The organism is Amycolatopsis vancoresmycina (genome assembly GCF_000716785.1).
Lineage (GTDB): Bacteria > Actinomycetota > Actinomycetes > Mycobacteriales > Pseudonocardiaceae > Amycolatopsis > Amycolatopsis vancoresmycina.
In genome coordinates this window covers 191,066-205,374 of record NZ_JNYY01000003.1, presented here as the reverse complement: position 1 = coordinate 205,374, position 14,309 = coordinate 191,066, and the positions used below count along the sequence as shown (strand labels likewise).

At 70.1% G+C, this 14,309-nt stretch carries 11 protein-coding genes and 2 tRNA genes; 7 read left to right on the top strand and 6 right to left on the bottom strand.

The window, feature by feature from the left end:
- Positions 1–18: 18 nt before the first annotated feature.
- Positions 19–429 carry a hypothetical protein gene (locus tag OO60_RS08455; protein ID WP_033261149.1) on the top strand — a complete coding sequence of 137 codons (411 nt, stop codon included), beginning with the start codon at positions 19–21 and terminating at the stop codon, positions 427–429.
- A 53-nt stretch (positions 430–482) separates the two neighbouring features.
- Here the strand turns inward: OO60_RS08455 and OO60_RS08450 are convergent, their stop codons facing one another.
- The 3 genes from OO60_RS08450 to OO60_RS08440 form a co-directional block, all read right to left on the bottom strand.
- Entirely contained in the window at positions 483–647 is a 165-nt protein-coding gene (locus tag OO60_RS08450; protein WP_156081299.1) for a hypothetical protein, read from the bottom strand.
- Positions 648–775: 128 nt separating this feature from the next.
- Entirely contained in the window at positions 776–1,318 is a 543-nt protein-coding gene (locus tag OO60_RS08445; RefSeq protein ID WP_033261147.1) for a type 1 glutamine amidotransferase domain-containing protein, read from the bottom strand.
- A gap of 87 nt (positions 1,319–1,405) precedes the next feature.
- Positions 1,406–2,959 (bottom strand): SpoIIE family protein phosphatase, encoded by a 1,554-nt coding sequence (locus tag OO60_RS08440; protein ID WP_033261146.1) that lies wholly within the window; start codon positions 2,957–2,959, stop codon positions 1,406–1,408.
- Positions 2,960–3,098: 139 nt separating this feature from the next.
- Between OO60_RS08440 and OO60_RS44950 the strand changes: the two genes are divergently transcribed.
- The gene (locus OO60_RS44950) at positions 3,099–7,793 is read left to right on the top strand and encodes a HAMP domain-containing protein (protein ID WP_051767663.1); all 4,695 of its coding nucleotides are present in this window, start codon (positions 3,099–3,101) and stop codon (positions 7,791–7,793) included.
- Here the strand turns inward: OO60_RS44950 and OO60_RS08415 are convergent.
- A tRNA-Gly gene (locus OO60_RS08415) sits at positions 7,748–7,818 on the bottom strand. The genes OO60_RS44950 and OO60_RS08415 overlap by 46 nt on opposite strands.
- 80 nt (positions 7,819–7,898) lie before the next feature.
- Between OO60_RS08415 and OO60_RS08410 the strand changes: the two genes are divergently transcribed.
- Positions 7,899–7,972, top strand: a tRNA-Pro gene (locus OO60_RS08410).
- A 68-nt stretch (positions 7,973–8,040) separates the two neighbouring features.
- Positions 8,041–9,927 carry a pentapeptide repeat-containing protein gene (locus OO60_RS44945; RefSeq protein WP_156081298.1) on the top strand — a complete coding sequence of 629 codons (1,887 nt, stop codon included), beginning with the start codon at positions 8,041–8,043 and terminating at the stop codon, positions 9,925–9,927.
- 7 nt (positions 9,928–9,934) lie between these two features.
- Here the strand turns inward: OO60_RS44945 and OO60_RS08400 are convergent, their stop codons facing one another.
- The gene (locus OO60_RS08400; RefSeq protein WP_003089060.1) at positions 9,935–10,318 is read right to left on the bottom strand and encodes a winged helix-turn-helix transcriptional regulator; all 384 of its coding nucleotides are present in this window, start codon (positions 10,316–10,318) and stop codon (positions 9,935–9,937) included.
- 48 nt (positions 10,319–10,366) lie between these two features.
- On the opposite strand from OO60_RS08400, the gene OO60_RS08395 reads away from it, so the two are divergent.
- From OO60_RS08395 to OO60_RS44940, 3 genes are all read left to right on the top strand, one after another.
- Positions 10,367–11,158, top strand: a complete 792-nt coding sequence (locus tag OO60_RS08395; protein WP_033261140.1) for a Rossmann-fold NAD(P)-binding domain-containing protein — start codon at positions 10,367–10,369, stop codon at positions 11,156–11,158.
- The gene (locus tag OO60_RS08390) at positions 11,155–11,949 is read left to right on the top strand and encodes an alpha/beta fold hydrolase (protein ID WP_003089062.1); all 795 of its coding nucleotides are present in this window, start codon (positions 11,155–11,157) and stop codon (positions 11,947–11,949) included. Before OO60_RS08395 ends, OO60_RS08390 begins: the two co-directional genes overlap by 4 nt.
- 122 nt (positions 11,950–12,071) lie before the next feature.
- Positions 12,072–12,614, top strand: coding sequence for a Peptidase S53 propeptide (locus tag OO60_RS44940; protein ID WP_003089063.1), 543 nt, complete (start codon positions 12,072–12,074; stop codon positions 12,612–12,614).
- 52 nt (positions 12,615–12,666) lie between these two features.
- Here OO60_RS44940 and OO60_RS08380 read toward each other — a convergent pair whose 3' ends face one another.
- Positions 12,667–14,235 (bottom strand): carbohydrate-binding protein, encoded by a 1,569-nt coding sequence (locus OO60_RS08380; protein WP_003089065.1) that lies wholly within the window; start codon positions 14,233–14,235, stop codon positions 12,667–12,669.
- Positions 14,236–14,309 lie beyond the last annotated feature (74 nt).

Genomic DNA, 14,309 nt, shown 5'->3' with positions numbered 1-14,309 from the left:
GAAAGGACGGCGCCGACGATGCCGTATCCCCCGCCCCCGGAGCCGTACGGCACGCCGTACGAGCCCGCACCCACCGAAGAGATCGTGGAGCGCACCCACCCGCGCATCCGGGCCGTGCGCACGGTCAACGCCCTCATCCACCTCGTCTGCGCGGTGTTCGCGCTGGTCCTGGCCGTGCACATCGTGCTGGTGCTGGGCGGGGCGAACTCGGCGAACGGCTTCGCGCACCTGATCACGGAGTGGTCGGCCGGCGTCTCGCTCGGCCTGCGGAACCTCTTCACGCCGGACTCGGCGGGACTGCGGACGTTCCTCAACGACGGCCTCGCCGCCGTCCTGTGGCTCGTCATCGGCGCCATCCTGACCGACGTCATCGCGCGCATCGGCATCCCCGGCCCGCGGCGGGTCTGGTACCGGCGCAGCTACCGCTGACGCACGACGAAGGCCGCCCCCGACGCGATCGCGTCGGGGGCGGCCTTTCTCCGTCAGTGCCGGGGCTGGTCGGCGACCGGTTGGACGGGCTCCGGCTCGGGTTCGGGCAGGGCCTGCTCGGCGGGCTCGCCGCCCCGGGGTGCGGGAACGCCCTCGGCGGCGATCGCGTCGAAGTGTTCACGGCACCAGCGGCCGTAGCGCCTTGCGTGCACAGTCATCGCGTCCACCTCCTCTCCACGGGCGATCCTGGTCACACCCTCAGCGTCCTCCGCGGCGAGGCCGAACGCCAACACATTTAAGCGGGACTTAACAGACACGAACGGGTGACGTCCACAAAGGACGCCAGTCAGCCCGCGAACTCCCGCACGACCGCCTGGCAGAAGGCCGGCAGGTCGTCCGGATTGCGGCTGGAAACCAGTCCGTTGTCCACTACAACCTCTTCGTCGACGACCGTGGCGCCGGCGTTACGCAGGTCCGTCCGGACGCTCGGGTACGACGTCAGCGTGCGGCCACGCACGACATCCGCTTCGACGAGCGTCCACGGACCGTGGCAGATTACCCCGACCGGCTTGCCGGCGCGCACGAAGTCGCCGGCGAACTTGACCGCGGCGGGGTCCGTGCGCAGGTGGTCGGGGTTCATCGTGCCGCCGGGCAGTAGCAGCGCGTCGAAATCGCCGATTTCGACGTCGGCGACCTTCCGGTCCACCGCGAACCGGTCGCCCTTGTCGATGTCGCCGTTCATCGCCTGGATTTCACCGGTGTCCAGGGACACCAGCTCGACCGTCGCGCCCTCGTCGAGGACGGCCTGGCGCGGCTTCTCCAGCTCGACCTGTTCGACGCCGTCCGCGGCCAGGATCGCGACCCGGCGTCCTTGCAGTGCGTTCGCCATGGGGCTCCTCCGTCGGAAAAACTGAATGCACCGGGGTAATTACCCCCTCACCCATGGGTCAAACCAAGTCCTCAATGGACAGTGCAATCAGTCTTCACATTCGATGGCGAGCACAGCGATATCGTCATGTGCCGAGTTGCCGAGCCAGTCCCGCACCGCCTGACGCAGCCGCCGCACGACCTCACGAGCAGGCTCCCCCGCCGCCGCCGCGAGCACAGCGCGCAACCGGTCGTCTCCGAAGAGTTCCGTCGGGTCGTGGCGGTTGCGGGCCTCGGTGATGCCGTCGGTGTACAGCAGGCAGACGTCGCCGCGCTCCAGCCGCACCTCGGCCTCGGCGAACCGGGCCTGCGGCGAGATGCCGACCAGCGTGCCCGGCACCGTGACCTCTTCGACCACGCCCGAGCGCCGGACGATCAGCGGCGCCGGGTGGCCGCCCGAGGCCAGCGTCAGGCCGACACCGCCGTCCGACGGCCGGGCCGTGCCGAGCACCAAGGTGGCGAACCGGCTGCTGCCGCCGGCGATGAGCAGTTCATTGAGCAGGCGCAGCAGCGTGCGGCCGTCGCGTTCGACCATGGCGAGCGCGGTCAGCGCGTGCCGGACCCGGCCGGTGAGCGCGGCGGCCTCCGGGCCCTTGCCGCAGACGTCGCCGAGCACCAGGAACGCGCTGCCGTCGTCGTGGGGCAGGACGTCGAAGAAGTCGCCGCCGACCGCGAGGACCCCGCCCGCCGGCTCGTACCAGGTTTCGAACCGGGCCCCGTCGAGCTCCGGCGGGTCGAGCGGGCGCAGCGTCGTCTCCAGGCCGCGGGTCGCCTCCTCCTGGCGGGCGTAGCGCTGGGCGTTGGCGAGCGCCGTGCCGGCCGCGTGCGCGAACTCCGCCACGGCGCGCGCCTGCTCGGCGCCGAACTCCGGGTCGCCGCGGCGGCCCAGCAGCAGCGCGCCGGTGACGCCCGCGCTCGCGCTCGGCCCGAGCGAGACGACCGAGACGTCGGCGTGCCCGGCGAACCGGTCGGCGACGACCGACGGCAGGGTGGCGACCTCGGCCGCGGGCAGCGGGGCCGGCCGGGGCGGCCCGGCGGCGCCGAACGTCGCCGCCAGCACCGGCGCGGTCTGCGCGGGGACCCGCCGGATCCGGCCGTGGCCCGGCGCGGCGGGGCGCTCGCAGCTCCACCACTCCCACCGGCCGCGGGTGGTCGGCAGCAGCACGAACACGGTCTCGGCCAGCGCGGACGCGGCCAGCTCGGCGATCACCCGCGCGGTGCCGTGCCGTCCGCGCGCGGCGGCCAGCCGGGGCCCGGCCTCGGCCAGGAACTCGCCGACGTGCCGCTGCGGGACGTCCTCCGCGGAGACGGTCCAGGCGTGCCAGCCGCCGGGCAGGGCCCGGATCCGCGCCGGACGCCGGTGTCCGGCCAGTTCGACGTGGCCTGACATTTCCGTCGACGAATGCAGCTGCGGCCCGGCGTCGCCGGCCAGCGCCCGCGCCGCCGGGTTCGCCCAGCGCACCACACCCGCGGTGTCCTGCAGGAACACCGCGTCGCGGACGTCTTCGAGGGCCGCCCGCGCGAAGGCGTCGATGCCAGGCGGCCCGCCGTCACCGGGCATCGGCGGCAGGGCCGTCGAGGCCGGGGCCGGACGTGACACCATGCACGGACCTCCTGCCTCCGGACTGCTGTCGCACGGCTACCGCGTGAGCGGGCGGGCTGGCTCGAAGTGTAGGGCGAAGCATGGCACGCTGGGTCGACGACCATGGCTGGCGCATGCGTGGTGGAGAGGGTCGGCACACATGACAACGGAATCCCAGAGCGAAGCGGCCGCGCTGGAGCGGGTGCTCGTGGCGGTGCGGGATCTGGGGGACGGCAACTTCCGGCGGCGGCTCGTGCCGCACGGCGACGGCATCTCGGCGCAGCTCGCCGTCGCGTTCAACGACATCGCCGAGCGCAACCAGCGGCTGGTCAGCGAGCTGCTGCGGGTCCGCGCGGCCGTCGGCCAGGAGGGCAGGCTCAGCGAGCGGCTCGAAGGCCAGGTCGGCCCGGGTGGCTGGACCACCGCCGTCGACGCGGTGAACGGCCTGGTCGAGGACCTCACCCGGCCGGCGATCGAGCTGGAGCGCGTGCTCGGCGGGGTCGCCGACGGCGACCTGTCCCAGCCGATGACGCTGACCCTCGACGGGCGCCCGCTGCAGGGCGCGTACGCCACGCTGGCGAAGACGGTCAACGGACTCATCGCGCAGCTGTCGCGCTTCGCCGCCGAAGTGACGAGGCTCTCCCGCGAGATCGCGGGTGAGGGACGTCTCGGCGGCCAGGCCGTCGTCCCGGGCGTGTCGGGCACCTGGCGCGACCTGACCGACTCGGTCAACTTCATGGCCGACAACCTCACCGAGCAGGTCCGCAACATCGCCCAGGTCACCACCGCGGTCGCCCGCGGCGACCTGACCCAGAAGATCAACGTCGACGCCCGCGGCGAGATCCTCGAGCTCAAGAACACCATCAACACGATGGTCGACCAGCTCTCGGCGTTCGCCGACGAGGTCACCCGCGTCTCCCGCGAGGTCGGCTCGGACGGCAAGCTCGGCGGCCAGGCCCAGGTCCCCGGCGTCGCCGGCACCTGGCGCGACCTGACCGACTCGGTCAACCTGATGGCCGACAACCTCACCGACCAGGTCCGCGGGATCTCGCAGGTGGCGACCGCGGTGGCCAACGGCGACCTGACGAAGAAGATCGACGTCGACGCCCGCGGCGAGATCCTGCAGCTGAAGAACACGCTGAACACGATGGTCGACCAGCTCTCGGCGTTCGCCGGCGAAGTCACCCGGGTGGCGCGCGAGGTCGGCAGCGAGGGCAAGCTGGGCGGGCAGGCCGAGGTGGCCGGCGCGGCGGGGACGTGGCGCAGCCTGACCGACTCGGTCAACGGGATGGCCGACAACCTGACCGACCAGGTCCGGAACATCTCGCACGTCACCACGGCGGTGGCGAAGGGCGACCTGACCCAGAAGATCACCGTCGACGCCCGCGGCGAGATCCTCGAGCTCAAGACGACCATGAACACCATGGTGGACCAGCTGTCCGCGTTCGCCGACGAAGTCACCCGGGTGGCGCGCGAGGTGGGCACGGAGGGTCAGCTGGGCGGCCAGGCGCAGGTCCCCGGGGTCGCCGGCACCTGGCGTGACCTCACCGGGTCGGTGAACTTCATGGCGAACAACCTGACCACCCAGGTGCGCAACATCGCCCAGGTCGCGACGGCGGTCGCGCGCGGCGACCTGACCCAGAAGATCGCGGTGGACGCCCGCGGCGAGATCCTGGAACTCAAGAACACGCTGAACACGATGGTGGACCAGCTGTCCGCGTTCGCCGACGAAGTCACCCGGGTGGCGCGCGAGGTGGGCACCGAGGGCAAGCTCGGCGGCCAGGCCACCGTCCCCGGCGTCGCCGGGACGTGGAAGGACCTGACCGACAACGTCAACTCGATGGCGAACAACCTGACCGACCAGGTCCGGAACATCGCCCAGGTGACGGCGGCGGTCGCGCAGGGCGACCTGACCCAGAAGATCACCGTCGACGCCCGCGGCGAGATCCTCGAGCTCAAGACGACGCTGAACACGATGGTGGACCAGCTGTCCGCGTTCGCGGACGAGGTCACCCGAGTGGCACGCGAGGTCGGTACCGAGGGCATCCTCGGTGGCCAGGCGCGCGTGCGCGGCGTCGCGGGCACGTGGAAGGACCTGACCGACAACGTCAACGTCATGGCCGACAACCTGACCGACCAGGTGCGCAACATCGCCACCGTGGCGAGCGCGGTGGCCAATGGCGACCTGTCGAAGAAGATCCGGATCGAGGCCCAGGGCGAGGTCGCGGCGCTGGCCGAGACGCTGAACGGGATGGTCGAGACGCTGCGCGCGTTCGCCGACGAGGTCACCCGCGTCGCCCGCGAGGTCGGCACCGAAGGCATCCTCGGCGGTCAGGCGCGCGTGCCCGGTGTCGCCGGGACGTGGAAGGACCTGACCGAGAACGTCAACTTCATGGCGCACAACCTGACCAGCCAGGTCCGCAACATCTCGCAGGTGACCACCGCGGTCGCGAAGGGCGACCTGACGAAGAAGATCGACGTCGACGCCCGCGGCGAGATCCTGGAACTCAAGACCACGATGAACACGATGGTCGACCAGCTCTCGGCGTTCGCCTCCGAGGTCACGCGCGTCGCGCGCGAGGTCGGCACCGAGGGCAAGCTGGGCGGCCAGGCCGAGGTCGACGGCGTGTCGGGCACCTGGCAGCGGCTCACCGAGAGCGTGAACCGGCTGGCCGGGAACCTGACCACCCAGGTGCGCGCGATCGGCCAGGTCGCGACGGCGGTGACCGCGGGCGACCTGACCCGGCACATCACCGTCGAGGCGAACGGCGAGCTGGCCGACCTCAAGGACAACATCAACCAGATGATCGCGAACCTCAAGGAGACGACGAGGACCAACCGCGAGCAGGACTGGCTGAAGACGAACCTCGCGCAGCTGTCGGGCCGGATGCAGGGCCACCGCGACCTGGCCTCGGTGGCGGCGCTGATCCTGTCCGAGCTGGCCCCGCTGGTGCGGGCCCAGCAGGGCGCGTTCTTCCTGGCCCGCGACGACGACCGCGACGGCACGGTGCTGGAGTGCATCGCCGCGTACGGGCTGGCGCAGTCCCGCGCGGGCCTGCGGTTCGCGATGGGCGAGTCGCTGATCGGCCAGGCCGCCGTCGACCAGCGCACGATCCTGGTCCACAACGCCCCGCCGGAGTACGCGCTGGTCTCGTCCGGCCTCGGCTCGGCGGCACCGGTGAACCTGATCGTGCTGCCGGTGCTGTTCCAGGGCGAGGTGCTCGGGGTGCTGGAGCTGGCGTCGGTGAACGAGTTCAGCACGGTCCACCAGGACCTGCTGGAGCAGCTGCGGCACACGATCGGCGTCAACGTGAACACGATCCTGTCGAACTCGCGGACCGAGGCGCTGCTGACCGAGTCGCAGCGGCTGGCGCAGGAGCTGCGGGCCCGGTCGGAGCAGCTGCAGGCCCAGCAGGGCGAGCTGCGGCGGTCCAACACCGAGCTGGCCGAGAAGGCGGCGCTGCTGGCCCAGCAGAACCGCGACATCGAGGTCAAGAACAGCGAGATCGAGCAGGCCCGCCAGGAGCTGGAGGAGCGCGCCGGGCAGCTGACGGTGGCGTCGCAGTACAAGACCGAGTTCATGGCGAACATGTCGCACGAGCTGCGGACGCCGCTGAACAGCGCGTTGATCCTGGCGAAGCTGCTGTCGGAGAACCCGGAAGGGAACCTGACGGAGAAGCAGATCCAGTTCGCGAAGACGATCTACGCGGCGGGGTCGGACCTGCAGCAGCTGATCAACGACATCCTCGACCTGGCGAAGGTCGAGGCGGGCCGGCTGGACATGCAGATGTCCGACATCACGCTGCCGGAGCTGGTGGACTACGTCGAGTCCCTGTGCCGCCCGCTGACGGCGGACAAGGGCCTGGAGTTCGCGGTCCACATCGACCCGCCGGTGCCGGGCAGCGTCCACACGGACGAGCACCGCCTGCAGCAGATCCTCCGGAACCTGCTGTCGAACGCGGCGAAGTTCACCGACGAGGGCGGCGTCCGCCTGCACATCCGCGCGGCGGACCCGGCGGAGGTGGAGCAGGAGGCGCTGCGGAACGCGCCGGGCATCATCGCGTTCGCGGTGGAGGACACGGGCATCGGCATCCCGGAGGAGAAGCTGGCGCTCATCTTCGAGGCGTTCCGCCAGGCGGACGGCACGACGAGCCGCAAGTACGGCGGTACGGGCCTGGGGCTGAACATCAGCCAGCAGCTGACGGAGCTCCTGGGCGGCGAACTCCGGGTGGTGAGCGAGCCGGGCGTGGGCTCGACGTTCACGCTGTACCTGCCGGTGGCGGCGGCCAACCTGGTGGACCCGGCCCTGACGGCGTTGTCCTCACCCCGCCTGCCGCCGGTGCCGAGCACGGTCCTGGTGGCCGCCCCGGACGTCACCCCGAAGCGCTTCCACGGCGAGAAGGTCCTGATCGTCGACGACGACCTGCGGAACGTGTTCGCGCTGGCGGCGGTCCTGGAGCAGGCGGGCCTGGACGTGATCTACGCGGAGACGGGCGTGGACGGAATCCGGGCCCTGGAGCGCAACGAGGACACGGCGCTGGTCCTGATGGACGTGATGATGCCGGAACTGGACGGCAACGCCACGATCGCAGCAATCAGGGCGGAGGCGGCGAACGCGGACCTGCCGGTGATCGCGGTCACAGCCAAGGCCACGGCCGAGGACCGAGCCCGCACGTTGGCGAGCGGCGCGGACGACTACATCACGAAGCCGGTGGACACGGACAAGCTGCTGGACGTGATAGCGGCGAAGCTGGAGGCCGACGCCGCTTCGACGCGCGACGCCGACCCGGCAGGCTCGGCCGGCCTCGGAGCGGGTGACGGGAATCGAACCCGCGTAGCTAGTTTGGAAGACTAGGGCTCTACCATTGAGCTACACCCGCGTTGCCCCCGGAGGTACCCGGGTGCGTCGCTAGCTTAGCGTGACCCGCTAGGCTGATCACACACCCCCCTGGGGGTGTGCCGGGATGTGGCGCAGCTTGGTAGCGCATCCGCTTTGGGAGCGGAGGGTCGCAGGTTCAAATCCTGTCATCCCGACTCAGCTTGGCCAGGGACGCTGTCCCCGGCCAAGGCAGCGCCCGCCGCCCAGGCGGGCCCCTGGGGGCATGGTGATCAAGGGCGGCTGGGAACCCTGCGTCGAGCACTCCGCTCCGGACGAGCGGTGTGCCGGGGTCCGGGTTCGCGGGATGGACCGCTGCCTGCGACACCTGACCCGCGCCGAGCTCGAGGGACACATCGAACAGCTCAGCCGGGACGGGGACAGAGCTTCCCGCCGGAGACCGCTCGCCGAGGCTTATCTGGAACGTGTCGTCACCAACCTGACCGCCACCTCCGAGGGCGGCCAAGCGGCAGGAACGCGCCAGGAGATCAACGTGTCGGCCGGGACGTTCACCGGCGACACCCATATCCGGTGGACCAACGCCAACGAGGGCGACCTCTACTGCATCGGCACCGCCTTCGCGGGCAACACCTACTTCGACGGCACTTCATCCACCAGGAGACTTTACCTCGCTGGCGCGACATTCCTGGGCGACGTCCATTTTTTCGGCACCGACGACGAATTGGCCTTCGCCAGAGAAGCCGACTTTACCGACGCAAGATTCCTGGGAAACACCTACTTCAACAAGATCGCGTTCACCGATGACGTGATCTTCAACGGAACAGCGTTCGAGGGCAGGGTATACTTCAACAACTCCACCTTCCCCGGCTTCACTCAGTTCTTCGACGTAACATTCAAAGACCACACCTACTTCGACGAGTCGAAAATCGAGCATGGCGATTTCACAGGAGCGGTTTTCACCCGAGACATCCACTTCGGCGACACAAAGTTCACGAGCGCAACCTTCGCGGAAGCAACTTTCGTCAAGGGCGCACATTTCGGCGACGTCGAAGCCACTCGCCTCAGCTTCGACAACGCGACATTCGAAGATCTCCAGCGATTGGGACCGCTGCGGGGCGACCGCGTCAGCATGAATCGGGCGACGTTCAAGAACCCCGTGGCCATCGAGGCAGCGCCGACATACCTGTCGTGCGTCGGCACGCGGTTCACCGGCGGAGCCGAGCTCCGCGTCAGGCGCAGCCGCGTGGACCTCGCCGAGGCGTTCTTCGGTTCCGCCTCTTCACTCTCCACGTCCTCCACCGGCTTCTCGGTCGACGACTACCACCCGTATATCGATCACCGGCCGGTGCTGATGTCCCTGCGCAGCACTGATGTCAGCGAGCTGGCACTCTCCGACGTCGACCTCCAGTGGTGCCGGTTCGCGGGCGCACACCACCTCGACAAACTCCGCATCGACGGCTTGAGCCCGTTCCGGAAGCCCCCGGCCGGCAGATGGCGCACCTCACGGCAGGTGCTTTTCGAAGAACATCTCTGGCGCGCCGAACGCCGGCCGCAAGCCGGGTGGCAGAATTCCGCCCCCTGGGACGGGCGTGGCTTCCCGCCCGATGAGGTGAGCGCCGAACGCCTGGCAGCGGTCTACCGCTCACTCAGAAAAGCCCTGGAAGACGGAAAGAACGAAGCCGGAGCCGGTGACTTCTACTACGGCGAACAAGAAGCGCGACGCCACGGCAGCACCGCTTCCCGCGTCGAAAAAACCATCCTGTGGACCTACTGGCTGGTCTCCGGATACGGTCAGCGCGCCTCAAGAGCGCTGGCGGCACTCCTGCTCCTGATAGCCGTCGCCACCGCCCTGCTGATCGGGTTCGGACTACCCGGCCCCGGTCCGGCCGCGCAGTCGACGACGACCACGGCCCCGGGCCGGACGGTGACGACTACCGTCGATCTCCCCGCTCAGCTGCCGCCCGCCGGGCAACGGTGGACCTGGAGCCGGGCCGGCGACGCCACTCGCATCGCCCTCGGTGCCGTCGTGTTCCGGGACGCCGGTCAGAAACTCACCACGGCGGGCACCTGGGTGGTCATGGTCGCGCGGTTCTTCGGGCCGGTGCTCCTCGCCCTCGCGGCCTTGGCGATCCGCGCCCGCGTCAAACGGTAGCCGCGGGCTACCTGGCCGAGCTGCGTTCGTCGTAGCTGCGCCGGGCCGCGTCGACCCTCTCCAGGTTGGCCGACCACTCGGACAGGGACGCGAACAACGGCCCGAGGCTGCGGCCCAGCTCGCTGATCTCGTACTCCACCCGCGGCGGCACCTCGGCGTGGTACGTCCGCACCACCAGGCCGTCGCGCTCCAGCTGCCGCAGGCGCTGGGTCAGGACCTTCGGCGTGATCGTCGTGATGCGGCGCTGCAGCTCGACGAACCGCTGGCGGCCGTACTCGTGCAGGGCCCACAGGATCGGGGTCGTCCAGCGGCTGAACACGATGTCCACCACCGGGGCGATCGGGCAGGCCTGCTCGAGTGTGGTCTCGGTCACTTTGCCGCCTCCAGCCATTACTTTCCTCTAGGTACCTACTATACGGCGGAATGTAGCATCAATCCCATGATCATGGTTGTGGGAGCGACGGGAAACGTCGGAGAACCGCTGGTGCGGATGCTGTCCGCGGCGGGTGAACAGGTGACGGCGGTGTCCCGCCGGATCACCGCGGCTCCCCCGGGAGTCGTTGTGCGGCAGGGAGATCTGTCGTCATTGGACTTCTCGGGAGCGTCGTCGGTGTTCTTGATGGTGCCGCCGGGCTTCGCAGGCCCGCTGGAGCCGGTGCTGGCACGCGCGGACGGTGTCGAGCGGGTGGTCCTGCTGTCCTCGCAAGGCGTCGGAACGGGACGGCACCCGGCGGCCTACGAAGAAGCAGTGCAGGCGTCTGGTCTGAAGTGGACAGTGCTGCGGCCGGCGGGGTTCGCGTCGAACGCCTTTCAGTGGGCGGAAAGCGTGCGTTCGGCGCGTGAGGTGGCCGCGCCCTTCGGCGATGTCGCGTTGCCGGTGATCGATCCGGAAGACATCGCTTCGGTGGCGGCCGCGGCCTTGGTGGACCCGGCGCACGAGGGCAGGACCTACGAGCTGACGGGCGCGGCCGCGGTGTCCCCGCGCGATCAGGCGGCCGCGATCGGCGAAGCGGTGGGTGAGCCGGTGCGGTTCGTGCCGCGGACGCGGGAGGAAGCCCGCGCGGCCCTCCTGGGGTTCATGCCGCCGCACGTGGCGGACGCGACCCTCGACATCCTGGGCTCGCCGACGGCCGCCGAACAGCAGGTGAGCCCGGACGTCTCGCGGGTGCTGGGCAGGCCGCCGCGCTCGTTCGCGGAGTGGGCGTCGCGGTTCGCGGGGGCCTTCAAGTGACGACCCTGGCCTTCCGTTCGTCCGGCACCGGGTCGCCGGTGGTGCTCCTGCACGGCAATCCGACGTCGTCTTACCTGTGGCGCACCGTGATGCCGGTCCTGCCCGGCCGCGTGCTGGCCCCGGACCTGATCGGCATGGGCGGCTCGCCCAGGCCGAACATCGCCTACACCTTCGACGACCACGCGCATTACCTCGACGAGTGGTTCGACGCGCTCGGCCTGGACGACGTGGTCCTGATCGGCCACGACTGGGGCGGCGCCCTGGCGGCGGACTGGGCGTCCCGCCACCCGTCGCGGGTCCGCGGCCTGGCGTTCACGGAAGCGGTGCTGAAGCCGATGACGTGGGCGGAATTCCCGCCGGCGGGCGCGGCGGTGTTCCGCGCGATCAAGGCCGCGGACGAGCTTCCGGCCGGGTTCCTTTCCGGGCTCCCGCCGGAGTACGCGACGACGTTCACCCGCCCGCTGCTGCAGTTCGCCCGCTCGCTGCCCCTGGACGGCGAGCCGCCGGAGGTGGTGGCGCGGATCGAGGCGTTCGGCCGCTGGCTGGCCTCCTCCGCCGACGTTCCCCAGCTGCTGGTGACGTTCGAGCCGGGCGCGGACACGATGCTGACGCCGTCGATGATCGACTGGTGCGTCGCGGAATTCGCGTCCCTGGAGGTGGTGCGGCGGCCGGAGCGGGCGGGCCACCACACGCCGGAGGAGCAGCCGGCGGCCCTGGCGGAGACGCTGGCGGCCTGGCTGGAGCGGCAGAATTGCCGTTCCGATCGCCGTCTTCTTGCCGGACGCGGGTAGTTGCCGCAGGTAGCGGCGCCGGTGGGCGGCGAGGCCGGAGTACCCGGTGCGGGCAGGCGGCGGCAGTAGCGTTCGGCGCCGAGGGGGCGTACCCCACGCTCCCCGGTCAAGGGGGTAGCACCGTGAAATCGTTCTTCGGGGTTCGCCTCGCGCTGCTGGTGTCGGCGTTGACGTTGTCCCTGGCGGCACCGCCCGCGTCCGCCGCGGGCGCGGGCATCCTGGTGGAGTGCTTGGGCTTCCTGCACGGGCGCGTGGGCAAGAGGTTCCTCTACGCGGGCGACTGCATGTCCCCGGACAGTTTCCTGGAGACCCCCTGGCACTGGGTCGACGGCCGGTACGAGCAGCTGACCCTCGCCTACCAGGGCGACGGCAACCTCGTGCAGTACCGCTGGATCCAGGGTCAGGGCTACGGAACGGCGATCTGGTCGACGAACACGTACGGCGTACCGGCCGGCTCGGCCACCTTGCAGCACGACGGCAACTTCGTGCTGTACGACGACGAAGGCGACCCGTACTGGTCGACGAACACGTGGAACTGCCCTGGCCACTGGGACTGGAAGGAAGTGGAGCTGCAGGACGACGAAAACGTGGTCCTGTACATGCAGTCGGTGGGCGGGAACACCCGCTACGCCAAGTGGGACTCGTGGGGCAACGCCCACTGCTGAACCAGCGCGGGGTGGGCGGCTTCCCGCCGCCCGCCCCGCCGCCGCGGGACGCCTACGGGGAAACGTCCAGGTAGTCCAGGTTCGCCGGGCCGTCCGCCGTCGTCGCGGTCACGCGGACCTTGTGCGTGCCCGCCGGCAAGGCGAGCGGACGGCTCACCGTGCTCCACGTCGTCCACGCGCCGGTCGCCGGGAACGGCACGCCGGCGGCGGCCACCGTTCCGTCGATCGAGATGTCCACCGGGCGGTCCGCCGTGGTGCCGTTCGCGTACCCGAACGTCAACGCCGACGCCGGGCCCGTCACCTGCCACTCGACGTAGCTGCCGACGGCGTTGGCGCCGTTCGCGAAGCCGGTACCGGAGAAGCCCGCGTGGTTCGAATCCACCGTGCCGCCCGCCGACAGGGAAGCGGACTCGGCTTCGTAGCGCGTCGCGCCGCCCGCGCGGGACACGCGGTACAACACCGTCGCGTGCGAGGGCACCGACGCGCTGATCGCGCCCGTGGTCGTCCGGGTTGCCTTGCTCCACAGGTCTTTCAGCGTGTACGACGACGCGCTGCCGATGCCGGTCGCGGATGCCGTGGTGCTGATCGTCGCCGTGGCCGCCGTTTCGTTGGACAGCGCCACCGCGCGGTCGCCGTTCGACAGCACCTTGCTGTACACCACCAGGCCCGCGTTCGCGCTCAGCACCGCCGCCTGCTTGCCCAGCGGGTCCTGGTCGAGCGCGATGACGTCGGTGTTTTTGAGGATGGCGAAGTTGTCGTCCGACACCTTGCGCAGATCGCTGCCGATCAGCAGCGGCGCCGCCATCATCGCCCACAGGCTGAAGTGCGTGCGGTACTCCGCCGCCGTCATGCCGCCGTTGCCGACCTCCAGCATGTCCGGGTCGTTCCAGTGGCCCGGCCCCGCGTACTGGGCGAGGCCGCGGTTGGTCTGGGCCTTGGAGATCATGCTCGACCACTTGTCGGAGATGTCACCGGTGGTGCGCCACAGGTTCCCGACCGGCGCGGCCCACGTCCAGGGCTGGTTCTGGCCCCACTCGCAGATCGAGTACGCGATCGCGCGGCCGGACTTCGCGAGCGCGTCCCGCATCGCCTTGTAGCGCTGCTGGGCGTCGACGCCCTGGTTGTTGCAGTTGTCGTACTTCAGGTAGTCGACACCCCAGGAGGCGAACAGGTTCGCGTCCTGCTGCTCGTGGTTCAGCGCACCGGGGAACCCGGCCTTGTTGCAGGTCTTCGTGCCGGCGCTGGTGTAGATGCCGAACTTCAGGCCCTTCGAGTGCACGTAGTCGGCGAGCGCCTTGATCCCGTTGGGAAAGCGGGCCGGGTCGGGCACCAGGTCGCCCGCCGAGTTGCGCGACGGCAGCGCCCAGCAGTCGTCGATGTTGACGTAGGTGTAGCCCGCGTCCTTCAGGCCCTTGCTGACGAAGATGTCCGCGATGCCCTTGATCATCGCCTCGTTGAACTCGGCGCGGCACTGCGTCGAGTTCCAGTTGTTGAAGCCCATCGGCGGTGTGCGCAGCAGGCCGTTTTCGAGGGCCGACGCCGTGGGCGCACCCAGGACGAGACCGCTGGCCGCGATCGCGAACGCGGCGGCCGCGCTCGCGATGCGCCGGAGTGAGGACATGCGTGCTCCCGGAGGTGAGGTGGAGGACCTCCGGTTAGTAAAAGTTCCTTCCAATCGAAACGTCAAGGTTTCAT